The sequence below is a fragment of the Streptomyces sp. NPDC055099 genome (assembly GCF_053607685.1).
This window is the reverse complement of sequence record NZ_JBSGUA010000006.1, coordinates 148,958-164,536: the sequence shown is the minus strand read 5'-3', so window position 1 is coordinate 164,536 and position 15,579 is coordinate 148,958. Positions and strand designations below refer to the sequence as shown.

Here is a 15,579-nt window from a genome sequence, read left to right as displayed (position 1 = left end):
CCGCTCAGGGGAGTGCTGTGAACCTGCTGCCGATCGCTACGAGCACGGATGTCGAAGAGAAGCAGCCGCGCGTGGCCGTACTCCCGGTGGGCTCCTTTGAACAGCACGGGCGCTACCTGCCGCTCATCACCGATACGGCGATTGCCTGCATCATCGCTCGGGAGATCGCCGACGCGTACCCTGTTCATCTCCTTCCGCCCATCACGATGTCGTGCAGCCACGAGCACGGCTCGTGGCCGGGCACCGTGAGCATCAGCGCCAAGACCCTGTTCGCGGTCATTGATGACATCCGGGAGTCGCTGGCGCGGTCCGGCATTGAGAAGCTGGTGATCGTTAACGGCCATGGCGGGAACTATGTCCTCTCGAACGTCGTCCAGGAGGCCAACGTCGATCGGCCCCAGGCGTCTCTCTTTCCTCTCGGCGGAGACTGGGATCAGGCCAGGGAACATGGTGGCCTGGTGTCGGACCGGCACGGCGACATGCACGCGGGGGAAATCGAGACTTCCATCCTCTTGGATGCCGCTCCGGACCTGGTGCGGCCTGGCTATGCAGACGCCGATCACGATGGCGGGGCTCGCCGTTTCCTTCTCACTCTCGGTATGGGTGCGTACAGCGAGTCAGGCGTCATCGGCTACCCGTCTTACGCCACGGCCGCCAAGGGGAAAGCAGTCCTCTTGAGCCTTGTCGACAGCTTTGCTGCCCATCTCGAAGCCCTCGGTGAGCGCCCATGAGGAGTTCGGGCGATTCAGGGACGGCACCGATAGCAACTTGGCACTCCCTGCGCGATGAGGGCCATCGGAGGTGCTGCCGAGGCCATCCGCCCCGTGCTCGATCGCTCACCCGCACAACGTAGTCACGGCGTTATCGTCGTTGTCGAGGAAGAGTGGCGCGCAGCGTTGTGATGCGGCATGCGCCGAAGCGCGGAGACTGGCCGCAGGGCCCCGTGCCGGCGTTCAGTCTTCCCGGTAGTGCCACTCTTCCCAGAGGATGCGCCGCCACTCTCGCTGTTCATGTTCGAGGCGCACAGCTCGCCGACTCTGTACCGCGGCTCCCCCGGCTGCCGCACCGGCTAGGACAGCGATGATGCTGAACGCAATCCAGACTCCGAACAGCAAGTTGAGAAGCAGTGCCCCGCCACCGACAAGCAGGAGGCCGATAGCGATCGCCGCAGGATCGTTAGCCCGCTGCGGCGTCATCCGTCGTGACGGTGCGGCCTGTGGTGCACGTTAGGTGTCGAACTGCGGCGTATGGGGCCTGACATGGCCTTCTCCCTCCGGGGTGGAGTCAACTGTGCGGGGACGTGACGGGAGCGATTGCGTCCATCATCGGCTGCACGTCTTTTTCCAGACTGTCGAGAACAACATCAGCCCCTGCTTCCTTGAGCGCCACGCCACTCACCGTGAGGGATTGACGGCGGTCCATCGCGCTACCTCCAACCGCAGCGCCTAGGACACCATACGAGTCGCGGTCCAAGGCAGAAGCGGATCGAGGCCGCCAGCCAGCAGGTCCGTGGAAAGCTGGGACCGCACGGGCGTAGGGCGGGAAAGCGGGGGCCGGACGAGATCGACAGGTACGCCGAGGCCATTGAGGAACTCGACAATCTTGTCGATGTTGATGAGGCTTCGGCTTCCCGAATCGGGCATGGACAAGAACGCCTAGCTGAGCTCGGTGAGTTGCGCAACGTCCTCTTGCCGTAGGGAGCCACGTTGGCGGATCAGGCGGCTGGCCGGGCCAAAGTCTCATGCAGCGAGGGCCTGTCGAACATCCGGGTCACGCCACACCCGCTCCGGCACGGTAGGGATGCGGCACTTCAGAGCCTGTGAGCGGAGGCAGGCGGAGCACAGCGCGCCGGAGTTGTATTGGCTCAGCTGACAGCCACACCGATCGCAGCGTCTCGACGACTGCTGGAGCACCCCTTGCCTCCCCGTTGAGCGAGAGCGTGCGGACTCAACTACCGCTAGCGAAACTGAAATCACTCCAGTGATATCACCCAGGGAATGTGTGCACTGGAGGTTTGACCATCAGTCTGGAAGTCCCGCAGCAAGCAGCTCGGACGAACTATCTGGGAGCGTGATCATTCGGTCGCGCCTGAGCACACCTAGCCGTGGGGTACGCGTACTAGTCGCTGATCTCTTCCACCGGAGTCAAAGGTGTCCTCGGCCTTACACACAGGTTTGGCAGGCAATCCGCTGCCGTCACTGATCAGTCCACTCGCCACGGCCTCACCGCGGGCGCCTCAGACGGTCGGAGTACACGTCACTGGACAGGTGTGCCGTGGCCGTTAGCGTCTCCGCCGTCGTCTTGCTGTCCGTCCTCGTCTTTCTCTTCATCAAGAAGGGCGGGCTAAAGGCAGGACACGCAATTGTCGCGGTTCTTCTGGGCTTCTACTTGGCCAGTTCCTCGATCGCGCCAACGATCAGCAAGGCGACGAAGAACGCCGCTGACATGCTCTCCCAGCTCAAGTTCTAGGTCGACCGCCGGCACAGCTGAGGCTGATGCTCCCCTTCTCTGCCTCATGTCCGGCGGTCTCCCTCGCTCTGCCCCATTCGTAACCCTCCAAGGACTGTTGATGATGCCGATACCGACTCTGTCACCGAGCCTGACTGTGGGTACGGCTACCGCTGCTGGTGCGCCGCAGCACATGCGTCTCGAACTGGCCGCGATGCGTGGCGGACCCACCGTGTCAGAGCGGTTAGCGGCTCGCTGCCCGCGACCTCTGCGAGATCGGAAGAAGCGGGTTTACCCACCATCTGGGCTGGGCGTGACGATCGCCGGGTCCTCTCCGGCGCCCTGGCGGGTGAGGCGGCCGTGAGCAGCCGTAAGCCAGCTCTCGACAGACATCCCGCGCACGACGACGCGCAGTTACGGGTCGTGGTCGAGGATGCGGCCATGGGCCGCTGGGAGGGCGCCCGTGAGCTGCTTACTTCGACGGGTACGAACTGGGACAGGCGCATCTTCCGCCTGCAAGTTCTTGCTCGTATGGGAGTGCGGCTGACGTTCGCGGACACCTGGGCGCAGGCCGAGCCGCGCTCCCCGCACGCTCTGGCCCTCCTGGCCCACGTGCAGGCCCTGCGGTCGATGGCTACTGGTCGGGGGCAGGGCCGCAACCAGGAGATGGAACGGGCCTGGGAAGCCTGTGATGCCGCCTGCGAGGCACTGCCGAACGACCCAGCACCGTATGTTGTCATGCTCGCATTAATTCGGTTTCACTCTCCTGCCCGCGACCGCCGGTGGCGCGCGACAGTTCGGGAGGTGTGGAAGCAGGTGGAGCAGCGCGACCCGTGGAACCGGGAGGCGCACCACGAGCTCCTCACCTACCTGTTCCCCTCTTGGCACGGCATGGGAGGCGAGGTGTTCCACTGGTGCCAGGAACGCTGTTCCCAGGCCCCGCGCGGTCTGCCCGTACACGTCCTTCCCCTCGTTGCCCTTGCCGAGTCTCACCGCCAACGCATGGAAGTCGACGGGCACCGCTACGGGCTGACGGTTCACCCCTGGACGGACAATCCGTCGACCTGGCAGACCTGGGACAACTGGTGGGCCTATCGCGCCCCGAACACCCCGCATGCCGCGTTCTGTGAGGACGCCAATTACCTCGCCCATGCCTTGTCGTTCGCGAACCGGCACCGCGAGGCCGCGGAGATCTTCGACGCCATCGGCCCGTACGCCACCGACGTGCCATGGAGCTACTGCGGAGACGCCCCGGCGCTGTTCAACCGGCACCGCACGTGGGCGGTCAAAGCCTCCGCCCCGTAGGCCCATCACACCTGCAGAGCCTCAATTCCTGCTGCTGTCCGAGCAGTTATCCATGACCAAGCCAAAGGAAGCCCGCACATGCCCTTGGACATACCGAGTGTCACGCCTTCCGAGGAAGAACGTCTCGCCGAACTCGGCATCACTCAGACCCTGGACCGCTCCATGTCCGGGCGCCAGAACTTCGCCGTCAGCTTCACGATCATCAGTATCCTGTCCGGCTGCCTGACGATGTACGCGTACGGGATGAACACCGGCGGCCCGGCGCTGATCATGTGGGGCTGGGTGGCCGTCGGGCTCATGACGCTCTTCGTGGGTCTGGCCATGGCGGAGGTGTGCTCCTCCTACCCCACGAGCGCAGGCCTGTACTTCTGGGCCCACCAGCTAGCACCTCGCAAGTCCGCGCCGGCTTGGGCCTGGTTCACAGGCTGGTTCAACACGCTCGGCCAGGTCGCTGTCACCGCCGGCATCGACTTCGGCGCCGCATCCTTCCTGAACGCGTACCTGAGCCTGCAGTTCGGCTTCTCCGCCACCCCCGGCCACACCATCATCCTGTTCGGCGTCATCCTGCTGGCGCACGCCTTGGTGAACACCTTCCGTGTGCGGATCGTGGGTGCTCTCAACACCGTCTCGGTGTGGTGGCACCTGATCGGCGTCGTGGTGATCGTCGGCGCACTCCTGGCCATCCCGGATAGACACCAGTCCCCCGGGTTCGTGTTCGGGGAGTTCGTCAACAACACCGGCTGGGGCTCGGCCGTCTACGTCGCGCTCATCGGCCTATTGATGGCCCAGTACACCTTCACCGGCTATGACGCCTCCGCCCACATGACTGAGGAGACGAAGAACGCCTCCGTCGAAGGCCCCAAAGGCATCGTCCGTTCCATCCTCGTCTCCTGGGCCGCGGGCTTCGTGCTCCTCTTCGGACTGACCACTGCAATCCAGTCCTACAGCGGCTCCCTCAACTCGGAGACCGGGGTGCCGCCCGCGCAGATCTTCCTCGACGCTCTGGGCGAGAGCACCGGCAAGATGATGCTCCTCATCGTCATCGGCGCCCAGTTGTTCTGCGGCATGGCCTCCGTGACCGCTAACTCCCGCATGATCTATGCCTTTTCCCGTGACGGCGCCCTGCCCTTCTCCAAGGTGTGGCACAAGCTGCACCCGGGAACCCGCACCCCCACGAACGCCGTCTGGCTCGCCGCCGGGAGTGCCTTCATCCTCGGCCTGCCCTACCTGTTCAACACCACCGCGTACGCGGCCGTCACGTCGATTGCGACGATCGGCCTCTACATCGCCTACGTCATCCCGACGCTCCTGCGTCTGCGTCAGGGCGACGGTTTCCAGCGTGGCCCGTGGCACCTGGGCCGCTGGTCCAAGCCCGTCGGCATCATCGCCGTGATGTGGGTCGGTCTGATCACCGTGCTGTTCATGATGCCCCAGGCCGCCCCGGTGACCATCGAGACCTTCAACTACGCCCCCATCGCGGTCGGTGTGGTGCTGGCCTTCTCCGGAACCTGGTGGCTCGTCTCCGCGAGGAAGTGGTTCCTGAACTCAACCCATCCGAAGAACAGCACTCCGGCGCTTCCCGCCTCGGAGGGAGTGCCTCGGCAGCCGACGCGCTGATCCCGCCTCTTCGGCGGCCAGCCGGGGCGGCGGGAGTGCGGCGCCGCTGCCCCGGCGACGATCCTGGTCCGACCCGTTCCCGGAAGCAGTCGCCTGCGACTGCTGGCTGCGGCCAGCTGTCGGGCACCTGCAATCCTTCCCACCCAGATGACCCTGAGTTCTGAATCGATCACGCAGAGTCCAAGTGTGAGTAGAAAGGTGCGTCATCGTGAAGACCCTCCCCCACCGCGTATCGCAGCCTGCTGTCCACGGTGACCGACGCCTACGGCCTCATCGACGAAGCGCACACGCTGTTCGCAGACTTGCGGGCCGCGCACACCCTTCAGATGGTCGGGGATAAGCCATGAAACAGGAGACCGCGCGCGGCGACGAGGTCCTTCCCAAGGTGCTCTCCGACCGTTACGGCGTCGACCTGGTCGCCGCCGAACTGGTACCGATCGGCACCGAGACGATCAACCGGCGCGTCACCCTGGCGGACTCGCGACGCATCTTCGTCAAGCAGTACCGGACGACCGCTGATCTGGAACGGGCCCAGGCCGCGGGAGCCATGGCAGAGTTCTGCCGCACGGCCCGCGTGCCCACCCCGCGGGTGTGGCGCAACAGGGACCGGGAGACCCTCACCTGCGTTGACGGCACGGGCTGGGTGGTGACCGACGAGGCTCCCGGCAGGGTTGCCACCGAGCCACTGACCGTGCCGCGCGCCCAGCACATTGGTCTACTCCTCGGCCGCACGCATCTGGCCCTGGCCTCATACCCAGCGCCGGCGCGCGTCCGCCAGACCAGGTGGCGCACAGCACGCATCGACCGAGTGCTCACCGAAACGGACGCGGTCCTGGAGCGTGCCGTCGCGCAAGGCGATCCGTGGCTCGACCAGCTCCGTGGTCAACTCGAGCAGCGCCGAGTCGACCTACAAACGCACACTCCGCGTCTCCGCGCCGGATTGCCGAAGCGCCTTGTCATCCAAGCAGGGCACGCTGACTTCACCCGCACGAATCTCCTGGCCCAAGGTGATCTGATCACCACGGTTCTGGGATTTCAGGCCGAGACCTGCCTGCCGGCCTGGGAGTTGGGACGCGCCGCGTTCGACCCGCGCACCATCGCGCATAGCCCGTCATGGCGACAACGCGCCCTGCGCATGATCGAGTCCTACCGTGTGGAGAACCCGCACCTGCCGCCCACCGACATCCGTGCCAGCGCGCGCATCGCCCTGCTGTACATGCTGTTCAGCCTGCACGGCGCCACCGCTGCCGAGTACGGGCTTCCCGCCGATGCAGAGGCCGATCTGCGCAGGCACTGGGCCGAGCGTCAGGTCGCCATCCGTCGTCTTCTTGATGAACTCGACGATCTCGAAGCCGCTCTCGCGGACCTCGGGCAGCGGAAGTGAGGAGGGGCGTGGCCAGCGCACCAGCGCGTCCCGCACGGCTTACGCCTCGTCGGCATCACCCCCGGGCTGCCCACCCCATACAGCTCGAACTCCCGCACACACCAACGACCTTGAGGACTGCTATGCCCGACACCCCTTCCTCTCCTACTCCCTCATGAGCCCCTACTCCCCTTCTCGCACCCGCCGACCTCCGCCCGTGCCCTCACTCCCCCTCCCAACCCAGGTCTCCGAATGGGCCAAGGCCCACCTCGGGGCCATCACGCCCTGGCCCCTCCCTGCGGGTCTCAGCGGGGCACGGGCCTGGCGCGTCTCGGCACCCCAGGGACTCATCGACATACGCATCACCCGCAACCATCTGGACTTCCGCAGCGAAGTCCACGCCCACCGGACGGCAATCCACCACCTCGGCCCCACTCAGGGGCCGCGGCTGACCGCCTTCGAACCGCGGATACGCACCCTGCTGGTCACGCATCCGCGCGGCAGACCGGTCGACAACGAGACTGCCCTGCACCTGCTCCCGCGCATCCACCAAGACGCCGGCCACCTGCTCGCCGTCCTCCACGACAGCGTCGAACAAGTTCCCGATGCCCGCGCGCAGAGCGCCCGGCACCTGGCCCAGTACACCCAACGCATCCTGTACCTCCTTGACCGGATCGGTGCGTGGCTCAGCGTGGAGGAAGCCGAGAGCGTTCGCCGCAGTGCCGCCCGGCTTCAACAGGGGGGCAATGAACTACCGGTCGCGTTCTGCCACGGCACATTCGGAACCGGCTCCTGGCGGTGGAACATCCAAAGCCAGACCCTGTCACTGAGCAACGTGGAGCGCGCTCAAGTCCTCCCTGCTATCTGCGACTTCGCGCGTAGCGCCTCTCTGTGGGCCGCACACAAGCACCTGGCCGAATCCTTCCTCACGGCGTACGGACGCCAACTCGATGACACCGAGCAGCTTCTCCTCTCCGATGCTGCTCTCCTCGCCTCGGTCGAGGACGTCCACCACGCGCTCGTCTTACGCGATGGCGATGCTCTCTCTGCTGCTGGAGCGGCCCTCCGCGACACGGTTCGCCGGCGGTCATCCACTGACCGCCGGGAGTGGAGCTGATGCGAAGTAGCAGCGCGTGGGCCTCGGAGCAGACCGAGGATTCGTGGGGCAGCAGGCTTCTACCAGAACGAACTCCAGCCTCCGAACTATCTCGTACCTATCACTTCGCAAGGAGGCACCATCGTGTTGACCGTGGTGAGCCAGAACGTCCAGTACGGAGCCGACAAGGACGGTAGATGGGACGGCATCATCGCGAAGCTCCGCGCCAACAAGCCGCAGATCGCTCTTCTTCAGGAAGTCGACTTCCTCGCCGACCCCGAGAAGGCCAAGGCCGCAGCGGATGCCCTCGGCCTACAAGTGCAGGTCGCCCCCAGTCGAAATCGAAATACAGCGGTCGCCTGGGACCCGGCACATCTGGAACTGCTCGGCGTCGAGACCAAGCTCAGCGTGACCGAGATGCACCACGGCTACTGCGCGGCACGGTTCCGTCCGCTGGGCCTGGAGCGCGAACTGCCTGTGCCGTTGGTCGCCGTCAGCACACATCTCACCCCGTACTCAGCGGAGGTCGCCGCTCAGGAAGCACAGCTGCTGTGCGCGAGGGCTCGCCGTTACGGCGGGATCGCGCTGGTGGGCGGGGACATCAATCACGTGCCGATTGGCGACGAGGAGATCGACTGGACGCTCGTTAAGCCCTACAACCGCACCTCGCGCTGCCACCGCCGGAAGAGTCCCGATGAGCCGTGGATCGGGAATCGGGTCGTCGGCGAGACCTTCCGTGATGGGGAGTTCACCGATGTCGCCGCGCATCTCGCCGACAAGCTCGAAGATTCCTCCCTGCGGGAGTGCACCGGCAAGGGCGGTCTGCTGCGTGTCGACCAGGTCCATGTCACAGACTCGCTCGTGCCTGCAATCGGGGACTACTGGCGGGTGGATCCCGGCGAAGACTCCGACCACTACGGAGTCGGAGTCACGCTCGACCTGGACCGCACCGATCGCTCCCAGGCCCACGACTGGACGTGAAGATCGTGCGCGGATCGTTGCCGCCTGCGCATGGTCGGCACGGAACACGCCTCGACGAAGGTCGTAGCCCCCGGAGCCACAAGCTTCGACGACCGCTTACATCCGACTACGACGGGCCGGCGCAGACGACGCCGACATCGAAGGGACCCATCGGTGAAGAAGTGGACCCCCTCCTTCCAGTCCCAGCCGTGGCAGCACGCAATGCGGGCCAGGCACGTGTACGCCCTTCCGGAGTCGACCGACCATGAACTGTTGGCGCTGGCAGCGGCCTGTCGTTCCGCGATGTCCTCGTACCCGATCGACCCACAGCCCGACGATCTGCTGCACATCACGATCGCGATGGACACCTCGATGCCGTCGGACCAGATGAGCCCGCAGGACACCGAAGACTTCGTGTCCGCGCTCGAACAGCGCCTGGTCGACACTCCGGCCTTCACTGTCATGTGCGGCCCACCCATCGCCAACGGAGCCGGGGCTCTGCTGGACGCGTTCCCTAACGAGGAGTTCGACGAGCTCCAAACCCGCGTGCACAAGACCCTGCTGGACGCCCGCGGCCCCTCATCTGCGCAGTACGAACCGGGGCGGCCGCATGCGTCGCTCGGCTACTCATTTGACTCCGCCGACAGTGATCCACTTCAAAGCGCGCTGCGGAAGATCACGCCGCGCCATGCCCCATGGACCGTCTCGCGTGTGCACGTTCTCGACGTCGCGTACCACCACGTAGAGGCCGGAAGCAGCCAGATGGCCTGGCGCATGTCTTGGGAACCCGTCGCCGAGATCCCACTGCTCCCCGTACAGAGTAGGGACGTTGCGCCTGTTTCCGCAGAGGCCACATGACACGCGGCTGAAGGGTGCAACTGCACCCACCGACATCACACCTGCTTTGGCACTGTGCAGCTCAGCAACGAAGGAGACAGAAGATGGAACACGTCGAAATCATTCCTGGCCTCATCGTGGATGAGGAGATGTACGAGCACGCGGTTCGTGGCCTGGAGCACCATGCGCCGGACGAGAAGCTCACCTGGGAAGCCTTCATCGATGAGCACAGCTGGCTCCTGATACCGGATCCGGATGGCGCCGGGTACAAGGGAGAGCTCGTTGTTCACCGCGGAGAAGACCGCACCATCAAGATCAACCTGTGGATGGCGCCGGACCTGAGGGCCGGCGCGAGCCCCGCCCCCCATAACCATCCGTGGGCGTTCCGCGCGCATGTGCTCATGGGCGGCTACACCGAGCAGCGGTACCAGGTTCTTGACGGCAGGGTTCATACGGAGACGCGGTCGCATATGGCTGGTGGAGAGAACGACGTGCCGCTGGACGTCTTCCACGAGGTCACTCACATTCATGCCCCTGCCCGAACTCTGACACTGATGGTCTGCGGTGAGGGCAGGACGGGGCACTGGGGCTACCTGGACGTAGCCACCGGCACCTTCGAGGAGAACGCACCCGATCCGACGTTCAAGGCCCGACTGCTGGCTCTCAATCCGCGGCTTCGGTGACAGGTCCGCTGCGGGCAGTACGAGTGCCGTTGATCTTCAGAGCCGGAGGTCGGTGATATCTCCGCTGGCGGGAGGCTGTGTAGGCACGACGGCCCGGGTGATCACGCCGAGGGTGGCCCAGTCGCACAGGACTGGCACCCTTGTGGACAGGAGGTCAGCCACCCTGTGGATCTCTATCGCCTTGAGCAGAGCCGTATCACCGGGCGCTCCCTGTCGGGTCTTGAGGCCGTCGAGTTCTTCCTCTGACAGGTCCAGGTAGACGGCGCTGCGCTGTGTGGCGAGCAAGTTCGACTCCGGACGGGAGCCCATGCCGCGGAGCTGGTCCTCGTGAATGGTGAGGCCAAGGTCTGAAGTCAGCTTCTGTAGCGCCTGCGTACGCTTGCCTTCGTCTCGGAAGAAGGCAATGTCCCAGTCTGCGGTCGGCAGTTGCAGTGGAAACAGCGTAGGCGCGGTGGTTTTGGGTTGAGCGTCGTGGCTGTTGGGACTGCGGAGGAGGACGACTTCACTGTCGGACCAGACTTGGCGTCGCCGGCAGATGATGAGGCTGAGCGTGTTGGTCCGGCCGACGACCAGCTCGTCGGTGACGTGTTGGTCGGGGTGGCGGATGTGAGCATTCAGTGCCCACCACTGGGCGTGCTCGTCGTCGGGGTCGCGGGGAGCCCACTGAGTCGCCGCAGCATCGAGGGTTCGGTCGGCGTCACGCAAGGCGTCCCTCCAGTACAGGAAGCCGGTATTGCGCGCGACCGGGAGTGGCACTTGGCGCTGGCCGCCTCCACGGTTCATGCCGCGGTCGAGGCGCTTCAATACGGCAGCGGCAGCCTCCGTGGGTGTGCGGACGAGCGGGACCGCGTTCTGGGCAGCCCAGGTACGCGTGGGCTCATCAGGTGTGATCGTCTGCAGGATGAGACGGGCACATGCGTCCTCGACGTCTACGGCTCCTCCCGACTTCAGTGACGACGGAACGCCAGTGCTCGAGGTGGAGTTGAGAACGATCTCGTCGGCCCACTCATACGCGTCGTTCAGCCATGCAGACTTCTCATCGGACGCGGGAGTGCCGTCTGGCTGGTGCGGGATGAGGACGACGAGCCGCCCGGTCGCGCTCTTCCATCCGTCCTTGAGTGCTGCGATGGCGTCCTGCTGCCAAGTCCCACCAGGTTCCGCGCCAGCAAGCAGCACGGAGGCGCTCCAGGAGAGGGGCATCGGCTGGCCTGCGTAGACGACGGCGAAGAACTGGTCCCACTCTGGCTGCGGCTCCAGATCCTCGGGAGCAAGGTCCGCAGCGTCGCGGCGATCATCGAAGCTGACCTTGAACGATGCGGGTGGTTCGGCGCACAGGTGCTGGCTGTCGTGGACGGTCCAGGTGACGGAGCTCAGCCGTCCGCTGCGTCCTCGGTGTCCGGTGCCGGTGACGAGGACTTTGGTGCCCAAGAGCGGGGCTCCGCTGGCGGGTAGAAGTAGCCTGTCGAGGGTTTGTGTGAGGTCCTGCACGCTGTGTTCGAAGACGGTCTTGCCTGACGCGACGTGGGCGCGGTCGCCGCCTGATGCGTCGTAGGCCGCAAGCTCGTCCGAGGTCAGGGTGTCATCGAAGGGGATGCCGTGCGGTGCTTGGAGAGCGGCCCACCGCCGCCAGATCCGCCCTTCCAGTGGAGCTCGGCCTGGGAATCCGTGGCGTTCGCTGACGACGGCATCGAGGCCGCTCTTGAGGAGTTCCTCCAGGCCGGGTGTTCCTGTGTAATGGCCGCTGTCATCTACGAGTTCATCAAGTCGGCTTCTGTACAGCTCGGCGATCCCGCCCTCGATGGTGGTCGCGCCTTGGTCGAGAGGTCCGGGCAGCAGGGCCGACAGGTCTTGGTGTAGCTGTTGGGTATCGAGCAGCCGGTAGCGCACCGCCCAGTGGGAAATGGCGTCGATCGCGGTGCCGTCATCAGCTGCGATGAGTGCATAGATCAACGCGAGTACGTCGCGCTGTGCTCCGTCCAGACCGCGGAGTTGCCCGGAGCGGGCGCGGGCGGCTTCCCAGTGCGGTACGACGCTGTTCGGCATGTCGGGATCCTAGCCAGCGGGCTGCCTGGGCAAGCGTGCTGCAACGGAACGGGCAGAGAGGGTTATGGGCAATGCCCGTGTCTTGATGGACTGTCGCTTCGCAGTGTGCCGAAGGTGGTCCCTCGCGCGGACGTGCCGTGGCATCCTCACAGTTCATGACCATCACGGAGCCCATAGGTCGGTGGCGGCGCAACCGGGTACGGCGTGTGGCCGACAAGCAGATAGCCGATTTGCGAACTTCTCTGGACCGCCTTCATTTTGACTGGTGGCCGCTCCCCCTCGCTGTTCGTGCCACCCTTCGCCAACGTGTAGGTACTGCCCTCTGGGCGTCCCTTCATGTAATCGCGGTGGCCTTCCTGATAGATACGGTCCTGGTGTATCTGGCGGGGGCGGTCCTCAGCGGCAATGCCAGCCCTAGGCCCTTTGCCGTAGCCGCTTTCATCGTCTGGGCCGCCTTCCTGTCATTCATCGCAGGTGCCACTCGTGAGGCGTATGTCAGGACGCGGAGATGCATCGTGGTGATGCACTGTGCAGAGGCAATCAAGGCATGCGCCAGGGCGCACCGGGCGGGAGGTTCACGGCGCACGGAGGAGTTGCGGACGGTGTCGGCTTCGCTGCGGATCGTGGAGGAGTGCGTCCAGCGTGCCTACCTCTTACGCGGGACTGTTGCTCGCAAGTCCCCGCGACGCGGCGAACTGCGTCGGCATGCCGGCCAGGTTGTGGCGAAACTTCGCGCTGCGGAGTCTCAACTCGACACGGGCGCGCCGGGCGATGCACTCGAGGAGCTGGCGGGCCACATGGCCACCATTGCCGAGCAGTATGCGGCGGGGCATGTTGGCGCGCTACTTCCCGCTGCTTCGTTGGCTGGGCTCTCTCCGGTTCGGGATCGTGAGCTGCTGCGTGTCGGGGTAACCGTAGTGGTCATCGCTGGCGTCGCCGTCTCGGTATCACTCCTGCATTTGCCCGAGTTGGCAGCGGCGACGGTGGTTTCTGCTGCCGGGATACTTACTCTCCTGGTGGTGTTCAGGCAGCGATGGCACCACTATCTGCTTGTGGCCGAATTCTTCAAGCCCGGCCCATGACCAGCAGCGTGCTCGATTGGAGCTGTGGTCTCGCGTGGTGGCTGGGCTGGCGGCCCATTGCGAGTGGGCGGGGTGATTGTTAGCCTCGCTTCGATCTTCACTTGCTGTAGGCGTACCGTTACAAGTTCGGGGTGGGTTATGGGGCGGCCGTGGGAAGCGGATCCGGATGCTGGTTTTACTCGCCGACTGGGGCGTTCGCCCGCCGAGTTGGGGTTGACGAGTTCCACGGAGACGTGTCCGGATATGTGGGAACTGTCGAATGGTGATGTGGCGGTGATCGGCCGCGAGGCTCCATCGGAGCTTGTTGCGCGCCTTCCTGAGGATGCGTCAATCGGGCCGGATGAGCGGCTGGTGATTCTTCCGCGGAGTCTGGTAGTTGCGGCCAAGCCGGATATTCCCGATGCGTGATGCGGGTGACGTGGGCCAGCCCTGCGATGCCGAGGCTGGTCCAGACGGGATCCGTCGCGTGGTGGAGCTGTCCGAGGCTGAGCGTGGCACGCTCCTTCCCGTCTCGGACTATCTGGCGGCGTTCCGGGAGGACTATGCGCACGAGAGTGTGTCGGTGGTCGACAAGGTGGAGTGCGGTCAGCATTTTCAGGAGCCGGGGTTCGCTTCATGGGACGCTTTCGATCGTGGCGAGTGGCGCGAGTCGATGGCTCTCCTGATGGACGAACGGCCAAAGATGGCGGAGCAGTTCACTGCTGCTGAGCAGCGTGGGCTCCGCTTGCGTCGTGTCCGGTATGTCGAGCTTCCCGTATCGGACTATGTGGTGTGGGAGATGGCTGTGCTGCGGCAGCGTGTTGATCTTGGGGAGCAGGTTCGTATCGTTGTCGGCCAGGGCCGACCCGGCTTTCAAGCACCCCCCCCCCGCTGGTTTTCCGAACTTGTCATTCTCGGGACGTACTCGCTCTTTGAGCTGAGGTACAAGCCAGATGGTGCTGTGGCTGGCGCCTATCGGCACACTGATCCACAACTGATCGAGGCGTGCCGCAAGGACTTTGAGGGCTTGTACGCCGCAGGCGAGGACTTGGCGTCCTTCCATGCTCGGGAGATAGAGCATGTGCTGCTGGCTCGATGCTCGGGGGATGCGCGATGACGGCTGCACCGCGCCCGCCGGTGTTGAACCAACGTCCGGGTGTGAATCGGCCCTGGTATCGGTCCCGAGCTGCCGTTCTGGCGATGTCGGTCGTGGCGATTGTCGGTGCTCTGAGTCTCGTGGTGTTGTCGCCGTTCGCGTTGCGGGCTTTCGATCCCGGCAAGGACGAGGAGTGGCAGGACGTCAGCGAGATCGCCCAAGCGTATGGGGCGGTGTCGGCGCTGTTGTCCGCGCTGGCGGTTGTTGGTGTGACGGTGTCCTTGGTGCTTCAGGCCCGGGAGGCGAAGGCGACACGGCTGCAGGGCTCCAGGATGATGCACATCGACTTGACCAAGATGGCCATGGAGAATCCCGAGTACCTGGACTGCTGGGGCGGCCCCGATTCCACCCGTACTGTGCTGCTGCGCCGTCAGCACATGTATGTGAATCTCGCGATCTCGCACTGGTCCATGGAGTACGAGGTCGGGGACCTTACCGATGAGTGGGTTGCCGCTGCAGCCGACGAGATCTTCGCCGGCGAGATCGGCCGTTCCTTTTGGGCCCGCGCCCGCGCGAGCCGCATAGCGACGGCCAAGACCCGGCGCTCACGCCGCCTGCATCAGATCATGGACGCACACTACGAGCACGCGCTCCTCACCCCGCCACGCACGGCTCCGGCCCTGCCCGATCTAGGGGTTCCGGGAGTGACTCCACCGCGTGTGAGCGATCCGGAAGGCTCTTCTCGCAGGGACTCCTAAGGCCGTGTCCTACGAGGTGAGGCGGTCATAGACTCCGTTATGGGGCCGGGCACTTGGAGTTGGATCTTTCCGGACGAGCTGTGGGAGATCGCGAAGCCGCTGTCCCACCATCGAAAGTGCGCCCGCAGGGCGGCGGAACGCAGGACACGCCTGACGAGACGCTGCTCGCGGCGATCGGCTACGTGCCTCGTCAGCGACGCGCCCGGCGGGCGCTGCCGACGCGCTTCGGCATCTCGAAGTCGACCGCGCACTCACCCGCTAGGACATGGTCAAGTCCCCTGATCTCGGCGGATAGTGAGCGGTGCGCCTGGT

At 65.1% G+C, this 15,579-nt stretch carries 14 protein-coding genes and 1 pseudogene; 14 read left to right on the top strand and 1 reads right to left on the bottom strand.

The window, feature by feature from the left end; translation table 11 throughout:
• Positions 1–17: 17 nt before the first annotated feature.
• From ACWFRU_RS17690 to ACWFRU_RS17650, 9 genes are all read left to right on the top strand, one after another.
• Positions 18–731 (top strand): creatininase family protein, encoded by a 714-nt coding sequence (locus ACWFRU_RS17690; RefSeq protein ID WP_453687900.1) that lies wholly within the window; start codon positions 18–20, stop codon positions 729–731.
• Between the two features lie 1,543 nt (positions 732–2,274).
• Positions 2,275–2,469 carry a hypothetical protein gene (locus tag ACWFRU_RS17685; protein ID WP_453687898.1) on the top strand — a complete coding sequence of 65 codons (195 nt, stop codon included), beginning with the start codon at positions 2,275–2,277 and terminating at the stop codon, positions 2,467–2,469.
• 339 nt (positions 2,470–2,808) lie between these two features.
• Complete coding sequence (locus tag ACWFRU_RS17680) at positions 2,809–3,753, top strand: hypothetical protein (RefSeq protein WP_453687896.1); 945 nt, start codon at positions 2,809–2,811, stop codon at positions 3,751–3,753.
• A 78-nt stretch (positions 3,754–3,831) separates the two neighbouring features.
• Complete coding sequence (locus ACWFRU_RS17675; RefSeq protein ID WP_453687895.1) at positions 3,832–5,370, top strand: amino acid permease; 1,539 nt, start codon at positions 3,832–3,834, stop codon at positions 5,368–5,370.
• A 343-nt stretch (positions 5,371–5,713) separates the two neighbouring features.
• A complete protein-coding gene (locus ACWFRU_RS17670; protein WP_453687893.1) occupies positions 5,714–6,754 on the top strand; it encodes a phosphotransferase enzyme family protein in 1,041 nt (346 codons plus the stop codon).
• Positions 6,755–6,950: 196 nt separating this feature from the next.
• A complete protein-coding gene (locus ACWFRU_RS17665) occupies positions 6,951–7,850 on the top strand; it encodes a hypothetical protein (RefSeq protein WP_453687891.1) in 900 nt (299 codons plus the stop codon).
• 123 nt (positions 7,851–7,973) lie between these two features.
• Complete coding sequence (locus ACWFRU_RS17660) at positions 7,974–8,810, top strand: endonuclease/exonuclease/phosphatase family protein (RefSeq protein ID WP_453687890.1); 837 nt, start codon at positions 7,974–7,976, stop codon at positions 8,808–8,810.
• Between the two features lie 153 nt (positions 8,811–8,963).
• A complete protein-coding gene (locus ACWFRU_RS17655) occupies positions 8,964–9,647 on the top strand; it encodes a 2'-5' RNA ligase family protein (protein WP_453687888.1) in 684 nt (227 codons plus the stop codon).
• 83 nt (positions 9,648–9,730) lie between these two features.
• Positions 9,731–10,309, top strand: coding sequence for a hypothetical protein (locus tag ACWFRU_RS17650; RefSeq protein WP_453687886.1), 579 nt, complete (start codon positions 9,731–9,733; stop codon positions 10,307–10,309).
• Between the two features lie 36 nt (positions 10,310–10,345).
• Here the strand turns inward: ACWFRU_RS17650 and ACWFRU_RS17645 are convergent, their stop codons facing one another.
• A complete protein-coding gene (locus ACWFRU_RS17645) occupies positions 10,346–12,352 on the bottom strand; it encodes a hypothetical protein (RefSeq protein WP_453687885.1) in 2,007 nt (668 codons plus the stop codon).
• A 155-nt stretch (positions 12,353–12,507) separates the two neighbouring features.
• On the opposite strand from ACWFRU_RS17645, the gene ACWFRU_RS17640 reads away from it, so the two are divergent.
• From ACWFRU_RS17640 to ACWFRU_RS17620, 5 genes and pseudogenes are all read left to right on the top strand, one after another.
• Positions 12,508–13,434 carry a hypothetical protein gene (locus tag ACWFRU_RS17640; protein ID WP_453687883.1) on the top strand — a complete coding sequence of 309 codons (927 nt, stop codon included), beginning with the start codon at positions 12,508–12,510 and terminating at the stop codon, positions 13,432–13,434.
• Positions 13,435–13,677: 243 nt separating this feature from the next.
• A complete protein-coding gene (locus ACWFRU_RS17635) occupies positions 13,678–13,842 on the top strand; it encodes a hypothetical protein (RefSeq protein WP_367046169.1) in 165 nt (54 codons plus the stop codon).
• A gap of 58 nt (positions 13,843–13,900) precedes the next feature.
• Complete coding sequence (locus ACWFRU_RS17630; protein WP_453687881.1) at positions 13,901–14,530, top strand: DUF6879 family protein; 630 nt, start codon at positions 13,901–13,903, stop codon at positions 14,528–14,530.
• Entirely contained in the window at positions 14,527–15,267 is a 741-nt protein-coding gene (locus ACWFRU_RS17625; RefSeq protein WP_453687879.1) for a DUF6082 family protein, read from the top strand. The genes ACWFRU_RS17630 and ACWFRU_RS17625 overlap by 4 nt, the downstream gene beginning before the upstream one ends.
• 39 nt (positions 15,268–15,306) lie before the next feature.
• Positions 15,307–15,539: pseudogene (locus tag ACWFRU_RS17620) on the top strand (transposase); the annotation flags it as partial.
• Positions 15,540–15,579 lie beyond the last annotated feature (40 nt).

Excerpts from the sequence above, each read along its gene's own strand:
- ACWFRU_RS17625 (WP_453687879.1), top strand. The coding sequence starts at position 14,527 with ATGACGGCTGCACCGCGCCCGCCGGTGTTGAACCAACGTCCGGGTGTG.
- ACWFRU_RS17645 (WP_453687885.1), bottom strand. The coding sequence starts at position 12,352 with ATGCCGAACAGCGTCGTACCGCACTGGGAAGCCGCCCGCGCCCGCTCC.
- ACWFRU_RS17675 (WP_453687895.1), top strand. The coding sequence starts at position 3,832 with ATGCCCTTGGACATACCGAGTGTCACGCCTTCCGAGGAAGAACGTCTC.
- ACWFRU_RS17670 (WP_453687893.1), top strand. The coding sequence starts at position 5,714 with ATGAAACAGGAGACCGCGCGCGGCGACGAGGTCCTTCCCAAGGTGCTC.
- ACWFRU_RS17635 (WP_367046169.1), top strand. The coding sequence starts at position 13,678 with ATGTGGGAACTGTCGAATGGTGATGTGGCGGTGATCGGCCGCGAGGCT.
- ACWFRU_RS17650 (WP_453687886.1), top strand. The coding sequence starts at position 9,731 with ATGGAACACGTCGAAATCATTCCTGGCCTCATCGTGGATGAGGAGATG.
- ACWFRU_RS17640 (WP_453687883.1), top strand. The coding sequence starts at position 12,508 with ATGACCATCACGGAGCCCATAGGTCGGTGGCGGCGCAACCGGGTACGG.